15 protein-coding genes and 1 pseudogene are annotated in these 21,076 nt (G+C 71.4%); 3 read left to right on the top strand and 13 right to left on the bottom strand.

All coding sequences use genetic code 11. From position 1 onward, the window contains the following. Positions 1-12: 12 nt before the first annotated feature. Positions 13-1,506, bottom strand: coding sequence for an acyl-CoA synthetase (locus ACIHAR_RS00635; protein ID WP_365456532.1), 1,494 nt, complete (start codon positions 1,504-1,506; stop codon positions 13-15). Positions 1,507-2,318: 812 nt separating this feature from the next. Between ACIHAR_RS00635 and ACIHAR_RS00630 the strand changes: the two genes are divergently transcribed. Continuing rightward, entirely contained in the window at positions 2,319-4,742 is a 2,424-nt protein-coding gene (locus tag ACIHAR_RS00630) for a penicillin acylase family protein (RefSeq protein ID WP_400015597.1), read from the top strand. 9 nt (positions 4,743-4,751) lie between these two features. Here ACIHAR_RS00630 and ACIHAR_RS00625 read toward each other — a convergent pair whose 3' ends face one another. The 6 genes from ACIHAR_RS00625 to ACIHAR_RS00600 all read right to left on the bottom strand — a co-directional run bounded on the left by ACIHAR_RS00625 (position 4,752) and on the right by ACIHAR_RS00600 (position 10,937). Then, positions 4,752-6,305: an acyl-CoA synthetase gene (locus ACIHAR_RS00625; protein ID WP_365456538.1), complete on the bottom strand. Its 1,554-nt coding sequence runs from the start codon at positions 6,303-6,305 to the stop codon at positions 4,752-4,754. After that, complete coding sequence (locus tag ACIHAR_RS00620) at positions 6,302-7,426, bottom strand: NAD(P)H-dependent flavin oxidoreductase (RefSeq protein ID WP_400015594.1); 1,125 nt, start codon at positions 7,424-7,426, stop codon at positions 6,302-6,304. The genes ACIHAR_RS00625 and ACIHAR_RS00620 overlap by 4 nt, the downstream gene beginning before the upstream one ends. Positions 7,427-7,694: 268 nt before the next feature. Beyond that, complete coding sequence (locus tag ACIHAR_RS00615; protein ID WP_365456544.1) at positions 7,695-7,886, bottom strand: DUF2795 domain-containing protein; 192 nt, start codon at positions 7,884-7,886, stop codon at positions 7,695-7,697. 74 nt (positions 7,887-7,960) lie between these two features. Further along, on the bottom strand, positions 7,961-9,592 hold the full coding sequence (locus ACIHAR_RS00610) for a phytoene desaturase family protein (protein ID WP_400015592.1): 1,632 nt from the start codon (positions 9,590-9,592) through the stop codon (positions 7,961-7,963). 64 nt (positions 9,593-9,656) lie between these two features. Next, positions 9,657-10,352 carry a class I SAM-dependent methyltransferase gene (locus ACIHAR_RS00605; RefSeq protein ID WP_400015590.1) on the bottom strand — a complete coding sequence of 232 codons (696 nt, stop codon included), beginning with the start codon at positions 10,350-10,352 and terminating at the stop codon, positions 9,657-9,659. Between the two features lie 168 nt (positions 10,353-10,520). Continuing rightward, a complete protein-coding gene (locus ACIHAR_RS00600) occupies positions 10,521-10,937 on the bottom strand; it encodes a Fur family transcriptional regulator (protein ID WP_400015588.1) in 417 nt (138 codons plus the stop codon). 167 nt (positions 10,938-11,104) lie between these two features. Between ACIHAR_RS00600 and ACIHAR_RS00595 the strand changes: the two genes are divergently transcribed. Continuing rightward, positions 11,105-12,556 carry a catalase gene (locus ACIHAR_RS00595; RefSeq protein ID WP_365456556.1) on the top strand — a complete coding sequence of 484 codons (1,452 nt, stop codon included), beginning with the start codon at positions 11,105-11,107 and terminating at the stop codon, positions 12,554-12,556. A 218-nt stretch (positions 12,557-12,774) separates the two neighbouring features. On the opposite strand, the pseudogene ACIHAR_RS00590 reads toward ACIHAR_RS00595, so the two are convergent. Next, a pseudogene (locus ACIHAR_RS00590) lies at positions 12,775-13,333 on the bottom strand (serine/threonine-protein kinase); the annotation flags it as partial. Positions 13,334-13,854: 521 nt separating this feature from the next. On the opposite strand from ACIHAR_RS00590, the gene ACIHAR_RS00585 reads away from it, so the two are divergent. Beyond that, the gene (locus ACIHAR_RS00585; protein ID WP_400015585.1) at positions 13,855-15,381 is read left to right on the top strand and encodes a potassium/proton antiporter; all 1,527 of its coding nucleotides are present in this window, start codon (positions 13,855-13,857) and stop codon (positions 15,379-15,381) included. Positions 15,382-15,465: 84 nt separating this feature from the next. Here the strand turns inward: ACIHAR_RS00585 and ACIHAR_RS00580 are convergent, their stop codons facing one another. The 5 genes from ACIHAR_RS00580 to ACIHAR_RS00560 form a co-directional block, all read right to left on the bottom strand. Continuing rightward, entirely contained in the window at positions 15,466-16,266 is an 801-nt protein-coding gene (locus ACIHAR_RS00580) for a SpoIIE family protein phosphatase (protein WP_400015583.1), read from the bottom strand. 695 nt (positions 16,267-16,961) lie between these two features. Then, positions 16,962-18,092, bottom strand: a complete 1,131-nt coding sequence (locus tag ACIHAR_RS00575) for a site-2 protease family protein (RefSeq protein WP_365456562.1) — start codon at positions 18,090-18,092, stop codon at positions 16,962-16,964. A 153-nt stretch (positions 18,093-18,245) separates the two neighbouring features. Further along, positions 18,246-18,776 (bottom strand): hypothetical protein, encoded by a 531-nt coding sequence (locus ACIHAR_RS00570; RefSeq protein ID WP_400015580.1) that lies wholly within the window; start codon positions 18,774-18,776, stop codon positions 18,246-18,248. Between the two features lie 68 nt (positions 18,777-18,844). Further along, a complete protein-coding gene (locus ACIHAR_RS00565; RefSeq protein WP_400015578.1) occupies positions 18,845-19,633 on the bottom strand; it encodes a slipin family protein in 789 nt (262 codons plus the stop codon). Further along, positions 19,630-20,979, bottom strand: coding sequence for a nodulation protein NfeD (locus tag ACIHAR_RS00560; protein ID WP_400015577.1), 1,350 nt, complete (start codon positions 20,977-20,979; stop codon positions 19,630-19,632). The genes ACIHAR_RS00565 and ACIHAR_RS00560 overlap by 4 nt, the downstream gene beginning before the upstream one ends. Between the last annotated feature and the right edge of the window lie 97 nt (positions 20,980-21,076).

The following is a 21,076-nucleotide window of genomic DNA, read 5'->3' as shown; positions in this document are numbered from 1 at the left end:
GGGGCGGCCGACTCAGCCGAACCGCTCCCTCAGCTCCCGCTTGAGGATCTTGCCGCTGGCGTTGCGCGGCAGTCGCTCCACGAACAGCACCCGCTTCGGCGCCTTGAAGGCGGGCAGCTTCTCGCGGGCGTGGGCGATCAGGTCGGCCTCCGTGACCTCGCCGCGGGGGACGACGACCGCGGTGACGGCCTCGATCCACTTCTCGTCGGGCAGGCCGACCACGGCGGCCTCGGCGACCGCCTCGTGGGTGTAGAGGGCGTCCTCGACCTGGCGTGAGGCGACCAGGACGCCGCCGGAGTTGATGACGTCCTTCACACGGTCGACGACGGTGAAGTAGCCGTGGGCGTCGCGGACGGCGAGGTCGCCGGAGTGGAACCAGCCGTCGCGGAAGGCCTCGGCGGTCTCCTCGGGCTTCTCCCAGTACCCCTCGCACAGCTGCGGGGAACGGTAGACGATCTCACCCGGTGTGCCGTCGGGGACGTCCTCGCCGTTCTCGTCGACGACCCGGGCGTCCACGAACAGGACCGTACGGCCGCAGGAGTCCATGCGGCCCTTGTGCTCGTCGGGGGCCAGGACGGTGGCCAGGGGGCCGATCTCGCTCTGGCCGAAGCAGTTGTAGAAGGCCAGCTCGGGAAGGCGTTCGCGCAGGCGTTCCAGGACGGGGACCGGCATGATCGACGCCCCGTAATACGCCTTGCGCAGCCCGCTCAGGTCGCGGGTGGTGAAGTCGGAGCGGTTGGCCAGGCCGATCCACACGGTGGGCGGGGCGAAGAGACTGTCGACGCGGCCGGCCTCGACGAGGTCGAAGAGCGTGTCGCCGTCCGGTGCGTCGAGGACGATGTTCGTGGCGCCGACGGCGAGGTACGGCAGCAGGAACACGTGCATCTGCGCCGAGTGGTACAGCGGCAGGGAGTGCGCGGGCCGGTCGCCGGCGCTCAGGTCCAGGGCGGTGATCGCGCTCAGGTACTCGTGCACCAGGGCGCGGTGGGTCATCATCGCGCCCTTGGGCAGCGCCGTCGTGCCCGAGGTGTACAGCAGCTGGACGAGGTCCTCGGTGCGCGGCTCGGGGCCGTCGTACGCGGGGGTGGTGGCGAGGAGGGCGAGGAGCGAGTCGTCGGTGTCGCGCAGCGGCAGCGTCCGTACGCCGTCGGGGAGCCGGTCCGACAGGTCGGGGTCGGTGAGGACGAGGGCGCTGCCCGACTGGCCGACGATGTACGCCAGGTCATCGCCGGTGAGGTTCTGGTTGACGGGGACGTGGACCAGGCCGGCGCGGGCACAGGCGAGGAAGGCGATGACATAGGCGTCGGAGTTGTGGCCGTAGGCGCCGACGCGGTCGCCGGGGGCGAGGCCCTGGCCGAGCAGGACGTTCGCCGCGCGGGAGACGGCCTCCTCGAGCTCCTCGTAGGTCCACGTGCGGTCGCGGTACTCGACCGCGACGCGTGCCGGGGTGCGGCGGGCGCTGCGCCGCAGCACCCCGTCGACTGTGCTGCCGTGTCCGGGCGTCATGACGCCCGATCCTCGGGTGGCGGCCGGTGCAGGTCAAGTCGGCCGCGCCCGGCGGGCCGTCAGGCCACCTCGCCCGCCACTCCCGTCCGCCGTCGGGGACGCCGACGACGGTCACGATCGTCTCGTCACGGATGCCTTGCCCGAGCACCGCAGCCACCGCGTCGGCCGTGGCGCCGATCAGCCGGGCGGGGGCGTCGGGGACCTGGGGGAGGTGGTAGGCGGCCTCGCGCATGCTGAGGGTGACGTCGGGGGCGGTCCTGTCGGTCGGAAGGCCGCCGATGCCCCGCCGGTGCGACGGGAGACCGATCAGGTCGACGCCGGCCGGACCGCGGAACCGCGCGCCGTAGAAGGAGCCGACGGCGCCGCGTCACCTCTCCCTGCCGCCGTACGTCCTCTTCGACGGCCCGATGACCGTGAACGAGCCGGCCGCCCGTCTCCAGGTCGCCCGACCACCGTGAGCCTGCTCATCGGCGACCTGAGCCGTAAGGGGATCCTGGAGCGACGGGAGGACGAGCGGGACCGAGGGCGCCGGATCGTCGCCGTCGCGGCCGACCACGAGCCGGCGATCTCGGCGTGGCTCGCCCCGGGGGGCGGCGGCCTGGCGCGACGCCCTCGCCCCGCTGACGCCCGATCAGAGGCGGCCGTTCGTCCACACGTTGCTCACATGCGAGGCCGGGGTGGAGGCGGAAGGGGAGGGAGCGCGCGATCCGGGGACGTCCTGATCCCGCTCAACCCCGACTCGCAGCCCTGACGCGGCACATACCGGCTGGTACGCTCAACCGCTCCTTCCCTCGACGATGTTGGGAGGCACGATGCGCACCGGCCCGAGACGACTCGTCGTCGCCGCCGTCGCCCTGCTGACCGCCGCCACGGGCACGCTCCCGGCGACCGCGGCCGGGCAGCGGGACCACGGGTCCCGCCATGAACGACCGGGCGCCGGCGGCCTGTCCGCCGTCATCCGCTACACCGAGTACGGCATTCCGCACATCCTCGCCCGGGACTACGCGGACCTGGGCTTCGGCACGGGCTGGGCACAGGCCGCCGACCAGGTGTGCACGCTCGCCGACGGTTTCGTGACCGTGCGCGGTGAGCGCTCGCGGTTCTTCGGTCCCGACGCGGCGCCGGACCTCTCGCTGTCCTCGGCCGCCGGGAACCTCTCCAGCGACCTGTACTTCCGCGGGGTGCGGGAAGCGGGCACGGTGGAGGGTCTGCTGGCGCGGCCGGCGCCCGGCGGTCCGAGCGGCAGCGCCAAGGAGCTCATGCGGGGCTTCGCGGCGGGGTACAACGCCTGGCTGCGGCAGAACCGCGTCACCGACCCCGCCTGCAAGGGGGCCGCCTGGGTGCGGCCGATCACGGCGCTCGACGTGGCCACCCGGGGCTTTGCGCTCGCCGTCCTCGGCGGCCAGGGCCGGGCCGTCGACGGCATCACGGCGGCCCAGCCGCCCACCGCGGCCTCCGCCGGCTCGTCCTCCCCGACGACTCCCGACGCAAAGGACACCGCCCGGGCCGCCGCCCGCCTCTTCGCCGCCGACTCCGCCGACATGGGCTCCAACGCGGTCGCCTTCGGCGGCTCCACCACCGCGAACGGCCGCGGCCTGCTGCTCGGCAACCCGCACTACCCCTGGCAGGGCGGCCGCCGCTTCTGGCAGTCGCAGCAGACCATCCCGGGCAGGCTGAACGTCTCGGGCGCCTCCCTGCTCGGCACCCCCACGGTGTCCATAGGCCATAACGCCCACGTCGCCTGGAGCCACACCGTCGCCACCGGCGTTCCCCTCAACCTCCACCAGCTGACGCTGGATCCGTCCGATCCGACGGTGTACCTGGTGGACGGCAGGCCCGAGGGGATGACGCAGCGGACGGTCACCGTCGCGGTCCGGGAGGGCACGCCCGTGACACGCACCCAGTGGTGGACCCGCTACGGCCCGGTCGTCACCTCTCTCGGCGCCGGCCTGCCCCTGCCCTGGACGACCACGACGGCGTACGCCCTCAACGACCCCAACGCCACCAACCTGCGCGCCTCCGACACCGCGCTCGGCTTCGGCAAGGCCCGCGGCACGGCCGACGTCCTCGCGTCCCTGCGCCGCACCCAGGGCCTGCCCTGGGTGAACACGATCGCCGCCGACTCCCGCGGACACACCCTGTTCTCCCAGTCGCAGGTGCTCCCCCGGGTCACCGACGAGCTGGCCCAGCACTGCTCCACCCCGCTCGGCAAGGTCACCTACCCCGCCTCCGGGGTGGCGGTCCTCGACGGCTCGCGCGGCGACTGCGCCCTGGGCCGCGACCCCGACGCGATCGAGCCGGGCATCTTCGGCCCCGCCGCGCTGCCCACCCTGCGGGACGCCCCCTACGCGGAGAACTCCAACGACAGCGCCTGGCTGGCCAACGCCGACCGGCCCCTGACCGGCTATGAGCGCGTCTTCGGCACGATCGGCACGGCACGCTCCCTGCGCACGAGGGGCGCGATCGAGGACGTGGCGGCCCTGGCGGAACGCGGCCGTCTGACCGTGCGTGACCTGGAACGGCAGCAGTACGCCAACCGGGTGCCCGCCGCCGACCTGGCCGCGGCGGACGCGGCGAAGGCCTGCGCCGCGTTGCCGGGCGGCACGGCGACGGGCAGTGGCGGCACGGTGGTCGACGTGAGCGAGGCGTGCGGGGTGCTGGCCGCGTGGGACCGCACGGCCGACACCGGCAGCCGGGGCGCGCTGCTCTTCGACCGCTTCTGGCGCAGGTTCCCCGCGGCACAGCAGTGGAAGGTGCCCTTCTCGGCGGCCGACCCCGTCCGCACGCCCCGCACGCTCGACACCGGTGCCCCCGCCTTCACCACGGCCCTCGCGGACGCGGTCGCCGAACTGCGCGCGGCCGGCATCCCGCTCGACGCCCCACTCGGGGACCACCAGTTCGTCGTACGGAACGGCAGGCGGCTCGCCGTCCCGGGCGGCACCGAGTCCCTCGGCGTCTGGAACAAGGTCGAGGCCGCGTGGAACCCGGCGGGCGGCGGTTACCCGGAGGTGACGACCGGCTCGAGCTACCTGCAGGCCGTCGGCTGGGACGGCAGCGGCTGCCCGGTCGCCCGCACCCTGCTGACGTACTCCCAGTCCTCGAACCCCCACTCGCCCCACTACGACGACCAGACCCGCTTGTTCTCCGGGGAGAAGTGGGTGACGTCCCGGTTCTGCGAGCGGGACGTTCTGGCGTCGCCCGCGCTGAGGGTGGTGCGGGTGGCCGAGCGCCGGTGAGCCGACGCCTCACAGCGGGCGGCTGCGGCCCTCCCAGTACGGCTCCCGCAGCCGCCGCTTGTACAGCTTGCCGTTGGGGTCGCGGGGCATCTCGGTGATGAAGTCGATGCTCCTCGGCCGCTTGTAGCCGGCCAGACGGTCGGCGCAGTGGGCGAGGAGGGTGGCGGCCAGTCCGGCGCCGGGTGCGTGGCCCGGCGCCGGCTCCACGACGGCCTTCACCTCCTCGCCCCAGTCGTCGTGCGGAATGCCGAAGGCGGCGGCGTCGGCGACGGCGGGGTGGGCGAGCAGGACGGACTCGATCTCGGCCGGGTAGATGTTGACGCCGCCGGAGATGATCAGGTCGATCTTGCGGTCGCGGAGGAAGAGGTAGCCGTCCTCGTCGAGCACGCCGAGGTCGCCGACGGTGAAGAAGTCGCCGATGCGGTTCCTGCGCGTCTTCGTCTCGTCCTTGTGGTAGCTGAAGCCGCCCGTGCTCATCTTCATGTACACGGTGCCCAGTTCACCGGGTGGGAGCCGGTTGCCGTCGTCGTCGAAGACCGCGAGTTCGCTGATGGGCCAGGCCTTTCCGACCGTGCCGGGCTTCTTCAGCCAGTCCTCGGCGGTCGCGAAGGCGCCGCCGCCCTCGCTGGCCGCGTAGTACTCCTCCACGCAGTCGCCCCACCAGTCGATCATCGCCCGCTTCACGTGGTCGGGGCACGGCGCGGCGCCGTGGATGGCGTGCCGCATGGACGAGACGTCGTAGCGGGCGCGGACGTCCTCCGGGAGGGCCAGGAGGCGGTGGAACTGGGTGGGGACCATGTGGGTGTGCGTACAGCCGTGGACGTCGATGAGGCGGAGCATCTCCTGGGGCGTCCACTTGTCCATGAGGACCAGGCGGTGCCCGATGTGCAGGGAAGCGCCCGCGAACTGCAGCACGGCGGTGTGGTAGAGCGGGGAGCAGACGAGGTGCACGTTGCCGTCGAAGGGCTTGATGCCGAAGATGCCGAGGAAGCCGCCGAGGTGGGACTCCTCGGGGAGCGTGCCGGGCAGCGGGCGCCGGATGCCGCGCGGGCGGCCCGTCGTGCCCGAGGTGTAGTTCATGACCCAGCCGAGGGTGCGGTCGGCGGGCGCCGAGTCCGGCTGCCCGTCCAGGAGTCGGGCGTACGGGCGGAAGCCGTCGACCTCCCCGACGGCGTACCGGTGGGTGGCCGGGAGGCCGGCCTCGTCGGCGGCCCGGCGGGCCTGTGCGGCGAAACGCTCGTGGGCGAGGAGGACCTTGGCGCCGGAGTCGGCGACGATCCAGGCGATCTCGGGGCCGACGAGGTGGTGGTTGACGGGGACGAGGTAGAAGCCGGCCTGGGTGGCGGCCAGGTAGGCGGTGAAGAACTCGGCCGAGTTGGGCAGGACGACGGCGAACGCGTCGCCTCGTTCCATCCCGGCCGCGCGCAGGCCGTGCACGAGGCGGTTGGCGGCGGCGTGCAGGCGTCCGGCGGTCCACGTGTCGCCGTCCGGAGCGACCAGGACGGTGCGGTCGGGGTCCTGCGCGGCCTGGGCCCAGAATCCGGTCGGGGGTGTGCTCGTCACCGGGCGCTCCTTCCGGCGATGCGGTGGACACGGTCCACGGCCTGTTCGAAGCCGCGGGTGAGGTCGTCGAAGACGGCCCGGACGGTGCGAACGGAGTTCATCCTGCCGACGATCTGGCCGACGGGTGTGCCGAGCAGCGGGTCGACCTCGTACTTCTGGATGCGGGAGACCGCCTCGGCGACGAGGAGTCCCTGGAGCGGCATGGGGAGGGTGCCGGGTCCGTCGGGGTCGTCCCAGGCGTCGGTCCATTCCGTGCGCAGCTGGCGTGCGGGTTTCCCGGTGAGGGCGCGGGAGCGGACGGTGTCGCCGGAGCCGGCGGCGAGGAGCTTGCGGGTGAGGGCGGGCGAGTGCAGGTCGGCCTCGGCGGTGGTCAGCCAGAGGGAGCCGAGCCACACGCCCTGGGCGCCGAGGGCGAGGGCGGCGGCGATCTGCCGCCCGCTGCCGATGCCACCGGCGGCCAGCACCGGCAGGGGGGAGACCGCGTCGACGACCTCGGGCGTGAGCACCATGGAGGCGATCTCGCCGGTGTGTCCACCGGCCTCGTAACCCTGGGCGACGACGATGTCGATGCCCGCCTCCTTGTGCTTGAGCGCGTGCCGGGCACTGCCGGCGAGCGCCGCCACCAGGACGTCCCGCTCGTGGGCGCGGGCCACGACGTCGGCGGGCGGGGAGCCGAGGGCGTTGGCGAGCAGCCGGATGGGGTAGTCGAAGGCGACGTCGAGCTGGCTGCGGGCGACCTGCTCCATCCACCCGGTGATGCGCCACCCGGACGCCTCGCCCTCGGGCAGTTCGGGCACCCCGTACTTGGCCAGGGTGTCGCGTACGAACCGCCGGTGCCCCTCGGGGATCATCGCCTCGACGTCGGCCTCGGTCAGTGTGCGGTTGTCCGGGGCCTCCGCCTTCTTCGCCGGCATGACGACGTCCAGGCCGTACGGGCGGCCGCCCACATGGGCCTCGATCCAGTCGAGGTCGCGTTTGAGGTCGTCGGGGGCGGTGTAGCGGACCGCGCCGAGCACGCCGAAGCCGCCCGCGCGGCTGATGGCCGCGGCGACGGCGGGGAACGGCGTGAAGCCGAAGACGGCGTGCTCGACTCCCAGTTGGTTGCTCAGCTCCGTCTGCATGGGCGCAGGATGCCGCAGCGGGGCGGACGACGGAAGAGCTTTTCTGATGCTCCGTCAGATCCGGTCGGGAACGCCCGACGTAACGCCTGACGCGGCGTCGGCCGAACGGCGGTTCAAGCAGGAGCCCACCCCTCTCGACCGGCGAGACGACATGCTCCTCGGGCGGCGAGACGGCTGGGGCGGCGAGACGGCAGCTCCTCGGACGGCGAACGGCATGCTCCTCGGCCGGCCCGTCGGCCGGCCGAGGACGGCACTCCAGTCCTGTGGACTACTCGTTGAAGACGGCCTTCTGCACCTCGTTCGGCCCGTCGAAGTGGTCCTGCTTCAGACCGTCCAGTCGGCTGACGACCTTGTCGTCGGCCTTGTTCTGGCGGGCACGCTCCACCAGGTGCTGCTTGTCCGTCGGGTAGTCCATGCCCTTGAGGGCCTTCTGCAGGTCGACGGGGCTCAGGTCCGCCATGACAGCCTCCCTGTCAAAGGTGCGGTATTTCCGTTATGTCGCAGTACCCATCCCCGTCCGCGCCATGCGGCTCGTCAGCCCTCTCCCGCCTCCAGGACCGCCATCGCCGCGTTGTGCCCGGGCACGCCGCTCACCCCTCCCCCGCGTACCGCGCCCGCGCCGCACAGCAGGACGTTGGCATGCCGGGTCTCCACACCCCAGCGGCCGGTGCCCTCCTGCGCGTACGGCCAGGCCAGGGCGCGGTGGAAGATGTTGCCGCCGGGAAGACCGAGGTCGCGCTCCAGGTCGAGCGGGGTCTTCGCCTCGATGCAGGGGCGGCCGTCGGCGTCGGTGGCCAGGCAGTCGGCGAGGGGTTCGGCGAGGTGGGCGTCGAGCTGGGCGAGGGTCGCCCCGAGCAGTTCCTCGCGCACGGCGTCGTTGTCCCGGGCGAAGAGACGGGCCGGTGTGTGCAGGCCGAACAACGTCAGCGTCTGGTAACCCTCCGCGACCAGGTCCGGGCCCAGGATGCTCGGGTCGGTCAGGGAGTGGCAGTAGATCTCGGAGGGCGGGGCGGTGGGCAGCTCGCCGGCGGAGGCCTGGGCGTGGGCGGTGGCCAGCTGCTCGTAGCTCTCGGCGATGTGGAAGGTGCCGGCGAAGGCCTCGCGCGGGTCGACGGCGGCGTCCCGCAGCCGGGGCAGCCGTTTCAGCAGCATGTTCACCTTGAGCTGGGCGCCCTCGGCGGGAGCGGGCGGCTCGTCGCCGGTGAGGGCGGCGAGCGCTTGCGGGGAGGCGTTCACCAGGACGTGCCGGGCCGCGGCGACGCCCTCGCCGTCGGCGGTGCGGTAGGTGACCTCGGCGCCGTGGCCGTCCGTGGCGATCCGTACGGCCTCGTGTCCGGTGGCGAGGACGGCGCCCGCGTCCCGCGCGGCGGCGGCCAGGGCGTCGGTGAGGGCGCCCATGCCGCCCACGGGGACGTCCCAGGCGCCGGTGCCGCCGCCGATGACGTGGTAGAGGAAGCAGCGGTTCTGCTGGAGGGACGTGTCGTGGGCGTCGGCGAAGGTGCCGATCAGCGCGTCGGTCAGGACCACGCCCCGCACCAGGTCGTCCGTGAAGTGCTCCTCGACGGCGACGCCGATCGGTTCCTCGAAGAGGATCCGCCAGGCGTCCGCGTCGTCGACCCGGCGGCGCAGCTCCTCCCGGCTGGGCAGCGGCTCGGTGAGCGTGGGGAAGACGCGCCGGGCGACGCGCTCCGTCATGCCGTAGAAGCGCTGCCAGGCCTCGTACTCGCGCTCGCCGCCCGTCAGCCGCGCGAACGCCTGCCGGGTGCGCTCCTCTCCCCCGCCCACGAGCAGCCCGGTCGGCCGCCCGCCGCGTTCCACCGGGGTGTACGACGAGATGGTGCGGCCCTGGACGCGGAAGTCCAGGCCCAGATCCCGCACGATCTTCTGCGGCAGGAGGCTGACCAGGTAGGAGTAGCGCGACAGCCGCGCGTCCACGCCGGCGAACGGGCGGGTGGAGACGGCGGCGCCCCCGGTGTGGTCCAGCCGTTCCAGCACCAGCACGGACCGTCCGGCCCTGGCCAGGTAGGCGGCGGCGACCAGGCCGTTGTGGCCTCCGCCGACGATGACGACGTCGTAGGCGCGGTGCCCCTGGCGGCCAAGGGGTGCATGGTCTTCATGGGGTCGCTGGGATCCCTGGGGTTCCTGGTGTCCCTCGTGTGCAGGCATGGTTCTTCGTAACACGGGACGATCAAGGTCGGCCAGAGGGGGGCGGCGACCGGTGCGCGGCGCGTCAGGGGCGGCGGAGCCGGACCGCCAGGAAGGTCGGGGAACGGTGCGTCCGCTCGTACTTGCCGGGATCGACCAGCCGGCCCTCCTCGACGGCCCGCGGCTCCGCCAGCTCCTCCAGTACGTACCCGGCGCCCAGCAGCTCGCCCAGGAACGTCTCCAGCGTCATCCGCCGGTATGTGAGGGCGTGGTCGTTGCCGAAGGGCAGGGAGACCCGGTCGTCGGCGAAGTAGGAACCACCGAAGTAGTTCCAGTCGGCGGTGGGGTGGGTGGTGGAGACGAGGAGGGCGCCGCCCGGCCGCAGGACGCGCCGGACCTCGGCGAGGAGCCGGGCCCGGGCGTCGACGTGGTGGTAGACGAGGGCCAACACCGCGAGGTCGAACGACGCCTCCGCCAGGAAGGCCAGCGGCTCCTCCAGATCGTGGTGGTGCAGCTCCGCCCGCTCGCCGAGGCGCTCCCGCGCCACGCGCAGCAGGCTCTCGCTGCCGTCCACGCCGACGACACGGCCGGCGCCCCGCTCCAGGAACGCGGCGGCGTAGTGCCCGGCCCCGCAGCCGAGGTCCAGCACGCGCAGCCCGCCCACGTCACCCGCGAGCCGCAGCATGGCCGGACGGTCGGTGTAGGCGTTGTAGACGCTCCTGCCGGCCCGGGCGGCGAACTGCTCGCCCATCTCTCCGTGGTACGCGGTCTCGGCTCCCATACGATCATGATGGCTCAAGTGCCGTCCTGAGTCCGCCCGTCGGGACGAAAGGGGTGGACGCATGGACGCCGAGCCACGGCCGACCGCCGCACTCCGGCCAACCGGCGTGGGCGGTACCTCCTCCCCACCGCCCAGCCGACGATGGCGCCGCGGGCGGCGGACTGCGGACTACGCCGACGCGCAGTCCGGGCACAGCCCGCGATACGTCACCTCGACGTCGTGGACCGTGAAACCGAAGCGCTCCGCCTCGGCCGGAGCGGCCGGCGGACTGCCGCTCGGGGAGACGTCGCGCATCGCGCCGCAGCCGGCGCAGACGAGGTGGTGGTGCGGCCGGTGGGCGTTCGGGTCGTACCGCTTGGCACGTGCGCCGGTGGCGACCTCGGTCACCTCCCCGAGTGCGACCAGCTCCCCGAGGGTGTTGTAGACCGTCGCCCTGGAGATCTCCGGCAGCTTCGCGACGGCCCGCGCGTGGACCTCGTCGGCCGTCAGGTGGACGTGGTCGCCGTCCAGAACCTCGGCCACCACGCGCCGCTGCGGGGTCATCCGCCACGTACGCCCGCGCAGCCGTTCCAGGAGGTCGCTCATGGAGCGCATCGTACCCGGATAAGTACAATTTCCAGAACTGGTTTGAACCTGGAGTCCTGTTTGACTTAGACAAAGTCCATTGTAGGATCAAGTCAAGCTTCGGCCAGGGTCCTCCGGTGGAGGAACCGGCCGGGAGACAGGAACAGCGAATGGCGTGGGAGAAGCACGTGACCCAGGGACCCCTCACCACGGAGGCCGGCGCTCCGGTCGCCGACAACCAGAACAGCGAGACCGCGGGCGCGGGCGGCCCGGTCCTCGTCCAGGACCAGCTCCTGCTGGAGAAGCTGGCCCACTTCAACCGTGAGCGCATCCCCGAGCGTGTCGTGCACGCCCGCGGCGCCGGCGCCTACGGCACCTTCACGGTGACCGCCGACGTCACGCCGTACACCCGGGCCGCCTTCCTTGGCGAGGTCGGCAAGGAGACCGAGGTCTTCCTGCGCTTCTCGACCGTGGCCGGCAACCTGGGCGCGGCGGACGCCGTCCGCGACCCGCGGGGCTTCGCGGTGAAGTTCTACACCGAGGAGGGCAACTACGACCTCGTCGGCAACAACACCCCCGTGTTCTTCATCCGGGACGCCATCAAGTTCCCCGACTTCATCCACACCCAGAAGCGTGACCCGTACACGGGTTCGCAGGAGGCGGACAACGTCTGGGACTTCTGGGGGCTCAGCCCCGAGAGCACCCACCAGGTGACCTGGCTGTTCGGCGACCGCGGCATCCCCGCCTCCTACCGCCACATGGACGGCTTCGGCTCGCACACGTACCAGTGGAACAACGAGGCCGGCGAGGTCTTCTGGGTCAAGTACCACTTCAAGACCGACCAGGGGATCAAGTGCCTCACGCAGGAGGAGGCCAACCGGCTCGCCGGTGAGGACCCCGACTCCCACCAGCGCGACCTGCGCGAGTCCATCGAGCGGGGCGAGTTCCCGTCCTGGACCGTGGGTGTGCAGATCATGCCGGCGGCCGAGGCGGCGGACTACCGCTTCAACCCGTTCGACCTGACCAAGGTGTGGCCGCACGCCGACTACCCGGTCATCGAGATCGGCAAGCTGGAGCTCAACCGCAACCCGCAGAACATCTTCGCCGAGGTCGAGCAGTCGATCTTCAGCCCCGCCCACTTCGTGCCGGGCATCGGCCCGTCCCCCGACAAGATGCTCCAGGGCCGCCTCTTCGCCTACGGCGACGCCCACCGCTACCGCGTCGGCATCAACGCCGACCACCTGCCGGTGAACCGTCCGCACGCCACCGAGGCACGCACCCACTCCCGTGACGGCTTCCTGTACGACGGCCGCCACGGAGGCGCGAAGAACTACGAGCCGAACAGCTTCGGCGGCCCGTTCCAGACGGACCGTCCGCTGTGGGGCGCCACGCCCGTCACCGGGATGACGGGCAACCACGCGACGGCGGTGCACGCCGAGGACAACGACTTCGTGCAGGCGGGCAACCTCTACCGCCTGATGTCCGAGGAGGAGAAGGGCCGCCTGGTCGACAACCTGGCGGGCTTCATCGCCAAGGTCTCCCGCGACGACATCGCCGAGCGGGCGATCAACAACTTCCGTCAGGCCGACGGAGACTTCGGCAAGCGGCTGGAGGCGGCGGTCCAGGCCCTGCGCGGCTGACACACCGGCACCGGATCGCTTGACGTGTCCGGCGGGCCCGGCTCCCCTCGGGGACCGGGCCCGCCGGCGTGTTCGCCGGCGGGCCCGTCCCGCCCGGCGCCCCGGCGGCGGACCGACGTCGCGGACCGCACCGAGGCCGAGGTTCGTTCTGTCCGCGCCCTGCGGCCCCCTACGCCCCGCCCGCCGCCCTCCGGTACAGCTCGACCGCCTCCGGTCCCCGGCCGAGCCGTTCCAGGCAGTGGGCCTCGTCTTCGCGGCCGGCCAGGGTGTCGGGGGGTCGGCGCGTACGCCGGTGTGGCGCGGCCCGAGACGATGCGGTGCCCTACCTCACGGGCGTCGTGGGGGCGTTGGTCGGGTCGTTCGGCGAGCAGGTCCAGGATGACGCGGTCGAGGTATTCGGGCAGGTCGGCGCGTTGCTCGCGGGGCGGCCGTGGCGGGGTGTCGCGGTGGGCGACGAGGACGGCCCAGGGGTCACCCAGGTCGAACGGCGGTGCCCCGGTGACGATCTCGTACAGGACGCACCCCAGCGAGTAGAGGTCGCTGCGCCGGTCGACCGCGGTGCCGCCGATCTGCTCGGGTGACATGTAGTGCGGGGTCGAGGTCCTGCCCGAGGTGGGCGATGCCGAAGTCGCAGAGTTTCACGGTGCCGTCGGTGAGCCGGACGATGTTCGCGGGTTTCAGGTCGCGCTGCACGATGCCCTGCCGGTGGGTGCAGGCGAGGGCGGCGGCGACCTGTTCGGCGATGTCGGGGACGGGCAGCGGCCGGCGTTCGCCGTCGGGACGGGAAGGAGTAGACAAGGCCGCTGCCGTTCTGACCGGCACGTCAGCGCGTCCCGGTGGACCGCCCTTGGTATGCATGATCGCATCGGCCGGCTACCGGATGAGGAGGAATCGGGTGGCCTGTGCAGCAGTTCCCGCCATCCGGTTCGATGCGGGCATCGTCCGAGCCCCGTCGGAGGAGGCGTCATGGCCCGGTTCAATGAGGAGACGCTGCGGGGGATTGCTGAGCAGCTGCGGCGCGAGGATCCCCAGCTCGCCCATGCGTTGTCGGACGACCGCCCTGCGCGTCCGCGTCGCGGGTACTCGCGCTGGTCGCCCTGTTCACGCCGACCCTTGCTGTTGCAACCCTGGCCCTCGGCATCGCGCCTACGCAGGGCCTGCTCATCGCCACTGGCCTGGTCCTGGCCGGCGTCACCGCGAACCTGTTCGACCCTCTGCCTCTCAAGTCCAAGTCCCCCTACCCCCCGCCCCGGTGACGTGAGGACCGGCTGGCCGATGTCCGGCTGGAAGGTGGTCCGGTGACGCTTGCCGAGCTGTATATGGCGTTGCTCATCGGCGGCGCCATTCTGCTCGCCAGTATCGCCGCCGCCCGCGCCGCACACCGTGCCGGCCTGCCGAGCCTGCTGGTGTTCCTGGCTGTCGGCATGGTCATCGGCGAGGACGTCATCGGCCTGGAGTTCGACAACGCGCAGCTGGCGCAGGCGGTGGGTACTGGGGCGCTGGCGGTCATTCTGGTCGAGGGCGGCCTGACCAGCCAGTGGAGCGATGTCAGACGCCTGCTGGCCCCCGCCGGGGTACTGGCCACGGCTGGTGTGGGCATCTCGGTGGCGGTCACTGCGGCCGGCGTGCACTGGTTGCTGGGCATGGACTGGCACCTGGCCTTGCTGCTGGGGGCGATCGTGTCGTCCACCGACGCCGCGGCCGTCTTCGCCGTGTTGCGCTCGCTGCCGCTACCGCAGAAGGTCACCGGCCTGCTGGAGGCCGAGTCCGGCTTCAACGACGCGCCGACCATCATCTTGGTGCTGGTGTTCTCCACCGCTGCCGCCGACCTGCCCGGCCCGGCGTATGTCGCGGGCAACATCGTGTACCAACTGGTGGTGGGCGGACTGCTCGGCGTGGCCATCGGGCGCCTGGGCGCCGCCGCGCTGCGGCACATCGCCCTGCCTGCGACCGGCCTGTATCCGCTGGCCACGCTGGCCTTCGGCATCATCGCCTTCGCTGCGGCGGGTGTGGCCAACGCCAGCGGCATCATCGCCGCGTACCTGTCCGGGCTGGTGCTGGGCAATTCGAAGCTGCCGCATCGCGCCGCCACCCGCTCCTTCGCCGAGGGTGCCGGCTGGCTCGCCCAGATCGGCCTCTTCGTCATGCTGGGCCTGCTGGTCACACCCAGGGAGCTGCCTGGGGCGGTTGCGCCGGCTCTCGTTGTCGGACTGGTGTTGCTGCTGGCCGCCCGACCCTCCTCGGTCGTCGCCTGCCTGCTGCCTTTCCGGGGCATCTCATGGCGTGAGCAGGTGTTCGTCTCCTGGGCCGGACTGCGCGGCGCCGTCCCGATCGTGCTGGCCACCTTCCCCATCGTCGCCGGCGTAACGGACGCCGACGACCTTTTGAACATCGTCTTCGTGCTGGTGGTCCTGTTCACCCTGATCCAAGGCCCCACCTTGCCCGCCGCCGCCCGAGCTCTGGGCCTGACCCGCCCGGATGCCCTGCGGGACGTGCAGGTGGAGACCGCACCGCTGGACGTCCTGGACGCCGACCTGCTGACACTGACCGTGCCTCCGGGCTCGCGCCTGAACGGCGTGGCCGTCTTCGAACTGCGGCTGCCTCCCCCGACAGTGCTCACCCTGATCGTCCGCGACGGCGCCACCCTCGTCCCCCGGCACGACACGCTGCTGCGCAACGGCGACGAGCTTCTTCTGATCACTACGCCAGCCACCCGTGAGGCGGCTGAACGGCGACTGCGGGCGGTGGGTCGGCGCGGCAAACTCGCTCGTTGGTTCGGCGAGAAGGGTGATATCGAGCCCGTTCGGACAGGTCGCCATGGATGAAGCCGACCTGGGTCAGACGGTGAGCACGAGCGCGACCGAAGTGGCTGACCGTCCCTCGCACAGAGTAGGCGCCATTCAGAAAGGTCAGCGTCCTTCTTCACAAGGACGCTGTTGCGGTTGCAGCACAGATCGCGGCTGCTCCATGGATCGGATGTCCCGGAGGCGGTCGAGGCGTGCGATGACCGGCCTGCGCCGTCTCCGACCGGCGCTGGGTCTCCTGTCGAGGAAGCCCCCTGCCCCAGCCGACGGCTTGGGCCCGTTCCGCTCGTTGTCGTCCATGAACTGCGTGATGTGGGGTATTCGGCCGGGATGCCCGGCGGGGCAACCCACTGATCCATGGTGACGAGAAGGGCGGGCCGTACCGGTGACGAGCGCGGACGCGGTTTTCGCGTGGCTGGGGGTCGGAGCCTTGCTTGCGGCCGTGCTGCCGCGGGTCCCGTCCTGCGGGAGCGGTTGCGATGCGCACGGGCGGACGCGACGCTGTATGGGCCTCGGCCCATCAGCGGCTCGCAACCTGCCCAGCCCCGTTCGGCGGCGCACGCCGTTGGCAGAGCCCGCAAGCGTCAGCGGTAGCGGAGCATCAGCAGGGCCGCATCGTCGTGCAGCGGGCCGCTGACGTGCTGAAGCAGGTCCTGACGCAGGCATCTCCAGGGCTGCCTCCGGGTCGCCTTCCTTCAAAAGGTGAGCGCGCTCCGCAAGGGGGTGGAAACGGCCCTTCGCGTCGCGCGCTTCGGTGATCCCATCGGTGTAGAGCAGGAGCTGGTCGCCCGGGAGAAAGTCGGTGCGGAAGGTCTCCGCCGGCTCCGCGCCATGAGCGCCCAGGCCGAGGGGGAGAGCGTAGGAGGGGGCTCGGGAGACAGACGGTCCCGGCTCCCATCCCTGCACAGGACAGGACGCGGCCAGGCGCCGTCCTTCCGCCCGTGCGAGCGGAGTGCCTTCCGAGGGCCAGTGCCTGTCCGGCCCTTCAGGGTGAGCCTGTCTTCCCTCCTTTCTGGGTGTTCATGCGCTCCCACTCCGCAGCCCACCGCCCCATGCGGTGCCGCTCCAGTCCTTGGCGAGCCACCCAGCCAACAGCCAGAACGGCCCCGCCCGCCCCTGACGCGGTCAGCACGCCTCCTGAGATCGCGTGCCACCGGGTCTCCTCATTGGTCAGGGGCTCAGTCGCGATCTTGCCGTTCCGGTCCGTCCACACGGTGACCGTGTGCCCGGCCGGGGTCCCGGACGGCACTCTTGCCTCGTCCGTGTGCGTGGAACCTTCCGGCGCCGTCCAGCGCACTGTCGCCCAGACCCGATAGCCACTCGGTGCCCGTTCGGGCAATCGGTCCTCCGCGTCCTCGACGAGTACGGCCGAGATCTCACGCCGCTCTGCCCGCTGCCGCTCGGCGGAGTCTGTTACGGCGTTCGCCGCTGCCAGGCCCGCGAGCAGGCCGCCAACCAGTGCGACCACCCACGAGGCGAGCAACACCCATGCTTCGACGATGTCGCTGCGCCGCCGCAGCGGATTCCGCCGCCACCGCCACCACCGCACCCTTCCGTGCTGTGACGCTCCCATCGGCTGACACCCCAACCCCTGCTGACCGTTACCGACTTTCCGTGCCGCGGAGTGCCTGGCGCCGGACGATCCGGGAGATGTCGTCCGCGGTGATGATGCCCGCCAGTTTCTGCCCCTCGGTGACGAGGACGGGCAGGGCGCGGCCCGGAGAGAGCTTTTCGAGCACGTCCTGCAGCAGGTCGTCCGGCGCGCAGGTCGCACAGCGTGCCCAGGGGGTCGCCACGTCGCGCACACGGAGCGTCTCCCGTTGTGCGGCGGGAATCCTCGCGAGCCGTGGGAGGTGCACCAGACCGCTGGGACGCCCATCGAAGTCGATCAGGGCCAGTGCGGAGTGGCGGGTCCGCGCGGCCACGTCATCGACGCAGCGTTGCACGGTCAGCCAGTCCTGACATGTCTCGACGGGGCTCGTCATGGCATCCGCCGCTCGTATTCCGCGCAGGGCGGGAGCGAGCCTCGCACGCTGGTGTTCCGCGCCGGCGACGATCACGACGAAGAAGCCGATGACCGTCAGCCACAGCCCACTCATGGCGCCGCGCAGGACGACGATCCACCCGAGGCCGATCAGCACCACGCCGAGAACCTGACCGGCTCGTGCGGCCGCTCGCTCGGCCCGGTCCTGGTCTCCGGTGCGCCACCACGTCAGCGCCTGCACCACCCGTCCTCCGTCGAGCGGGGCGGCGGGCAGCAGGTTGAACACGGCGAGGACGAGGTTCACCCAGCCCAGCCAGAGCAGGACGGCTGCGGGCACGGCCGTCCCGGACAAGGTGTCCAGACCGATGCCCGCCCCGAGCGCCAGCGCACCGGCGAGCAGGCTGGTGAGCGGCCCGCTGACGGCTATCCAGAAAGTCGAGCCGGCCGTGCGGGGCCTGCCCATCTGGGTCATGCCGCCCAGGGCCCACAGTGTGATGCTCTGGACGGGGATGCCTTTCTTACGGGCCGTGATCGCGTGGGCGGCCTCATGGGCCAGCAGGCTCACAAGGAGCAGCAGGGCCCCGGCCAGGCCGGCGATGGTGTACGTGGCGTTCGACTGGTCCGGAATCATGGCCGGGAGGGTCTGGCTGCCCAGGCTGTAACCGAAAAGCACCACGAGCAGGGGCACGGTCCAGTGGATGCGCAGTGGCACCCCGAGAACGCGGCCCATCCGTACCGAGTTGTTCATGACCTTCTCCTGCGGACCGGGGCAGGCGGCCCTGCGCCGGAACCGATGTGCCGCGGTGTCCACGGGTCGGCACCTGCACGGTTTCCGTCTGCTGCCAGTGTCACTCGATGGGGGTGGATGACGGTGGGAGGCGCTTTCCTGGTCATGGGCGGATCACTTTCGCTGGGTAGGTACCAGGGAGGCAGCGAGACGGTGAGCCGATACCGGTTGCCACGTACGTCCGAACGGCAGCGGTTCTGACGGGCGTCGCAGCCGGGCAGGGGCGGGCACGGCGCGACGACGAAGTCGGCCACCAGCGGCCCTGCGGTCGGCACTGCCCGGGTACTCCCCCGGGCCCGGGAGCCTTCTGCCGTGCGTATGAAGAGATACAGCCGGAGCCCGGCTGTTCGGTGGTCCCTGATTGTCGTCCGTCGAGGCTGACCTGTTGAAGACCGCCGTGAGGATCAAACCCGCCACCAGCACGACGGCGAACACCACGATGGCCTTCCAGCGCCCGTCGAGGCGCAGGTCGTCGTCATTGGCGTCGTCGTGGGCGTCTGCGTCCTCATGGACATTCCTGTCGGCCTGGCCGTCAGGAAACTGATGGTTCAGCGCGTCCATCAGCCCGACCAGCTCGGGGTCCTCCTGGGAGAGGCGGCGCTCCATCTCTGCCAAGATGCGCCGGTCGTCCATCGAGGGGTTCATACCGATCACCTGTGTTCGGGGGACGCGGACTCGGCCGCTGAGTACATGGCCGCTCAGCGGGTCTGGTTCTATGCGGTACGGGCGCCGCTTGGCGCGGCGTCCGAGCCCCGGAGCATGTCGACCACGCGCAGGATTTCCATGGGCAGGGGGAAGATGAGCGTGGAGTTTCGCTCGCTGGAGATTTCGGCCATGGTCGACAGGATCCGCAGGTGCATGGCGGCAGGGTGGCCCTCGATCCGTTCCGCGGCGTCCGCCAGGGTCTGGGCAGCCTCGAACTCGCCCTTGGCGTGGATGACCTTGGCGCGCCGGTCACGCTCCGCCTCGGCCTGACGGGCCATGGCACGGCGCATTGCCTCGGGCAGCTCGACGTCTTTGACCTCGACGAGGGTGACCTTGACGCCCCACGGGTTGGTGACGTCGTCGATGATGCGCTGAAGCCGCTGGTTGATCTCGTCCCGGTTGATCAGCAGTTCGTCCAGGTCGACCTGGCCGAGGATGCTGCGCAGCGTCGTCTGGGCGATCTGCGAGGTTCCCTTGATGTGGTCCTCGATGGCCACCACGGAACGGTTGGGGTCGACGACGTTGAAGTAGGTGACGGCGTTGACCCGTACGGTGACGTTGTCCTTGGTGATGATGTCCTGCGGCGGGATGTCCATGGTCACGGTCCGCAGGGACACCCGGAACATACGGTCCACCACGGGGATGATGAAGAACAGCCCCGGCCCCTTCGCTCCGATGATCCGGCCGAGGCGGAAGATCACCCCACGTTCGTACTCGGGCACGATCTTCACCGCGGACATCAGCAGCATCAGGAGGACGGCTGCGCCGATGATGATGCCGATCAGACTCGCGTTCATGACCGGTACTCCTGTTCCGTGCCTGGGCCCGGTGTGGGCCCGGCGGGTTCGACGATCAGTTCCAAGCCGTCGTGGTCCACCACGCGCACGTGCTGGCCGTCGGAGACTTCGGCATCGCGGCCGCGCACGGTCCACCAGGCCCCTTCGAGCAGCACCTGACCGATGTCGCCCTCGACTCGTCGTACGAGTGCCTCGCGGCCCAGCAGTGCCTGGTGCCCGGTAGTCGCCGGCGCCTTCCTGGCGCGCCAGGCCAGCCGGCCGGCGAGCACCGAGCCGCCACCCACCACAAGGGCGGCCGGCCACAGCACAGCGGGATCCACACCGAGCTCACCGCGGAACATCAGCGCCCCCGCGAACAGCAGGGACACTGTTCCCCCTGCGGCGAAGACGCCGACGCCGGGGGTGAGCACTTCCGCCACGAACAGGGCGGCGGCCAGGGCGAGCAGGAGCAGCCCTCCGACGCTGAAGGGGAGCACGCTGAGCGCGACGAAGCCGAGGACGAGCAGGATCGCGCCGAGGACACCGCCGATTCCCATGCCGGGGCTGGCCAGCTCGTAGATCACCGCAAGCGTGCCGATCGACAGGAAGAGATACGCCAGTTCCGGGCTGGCCAGCATCTGCCGCAGCTCACCGAAGAACCCCAGCTCGTGCTCCACGGCCTGCGCCCCCGCCGTACGCAGTACGACCTCGCGCTCCGCGTCCTGCGGGCCGACCACGACACGGCGGCCGTCCGCCCCCGTGAGCAGGGCGTCTCGGGACGGCGCCACCAGATCGACGATCTTGATCCGCTGGGCTTCCCGGTCGGACACCGACCTGCCGTCACGCACCATGTCCCGGGCGAAGTCGGTGCTGCGCTCCCGCTGCTCGGCGATCGAGACCGCGAAGGCGACCGCGTCGTTGACGACCTTCTCGCTCGCCTCCTCGCCCTGCCCGGTCACCGGTGTGCCGGCCCCGATGTGCGTGCCCGGCGCCATGGCGGCGACGTGCGCGGACAGCGCGATGTAGGCGCCTGCCGATGCCGCTCTCGCCCCCGAGGGGGTGACGTACACGATGACCGGCACCTCGGAGGCGAGGACGTCCTGGACGATCTCCCGGGTCGACTGGAGCAACCCGCCCGGGGTGTCCATCTCGACCAGGAGCGCCTCATGCCCATCCCGCTCAGCCACACGCAGTCCCTCCTCAAGATGGCCGGCGACGACCGGAGTGATGGTGCCGTCGACCCGCATCGCGAGCACGGTCGGCGACTGCGCCGCGCTCACAGCAGGGGCTGCCAGCAGGCAGCCCAAGGCCACCAGGAGGATCTGGGTGATCCTCCTGGCCGACGAGAGGAGGCTGCTTGGGTACACAGCGCAATACCCCCTGGTCGCAGGGTTCTCCAGCGGCGCTTTACTCACGGATTACCCGGGCGGATCGGCTGGACGCCTGCCGAGCGGGCACAAACAG

The organism is Streptomyces sp. NPDC052016 (genome assembly GCF_044548445.1).
Classification (GTDB): Bacteria; Actinomycetota; Actinomycetes; order Streptomycetales; family Streptomycetaceae; genus Streptomyces.
This window is presented reverse-complemented; position numbering and strand designations above follow the sequence as displayed.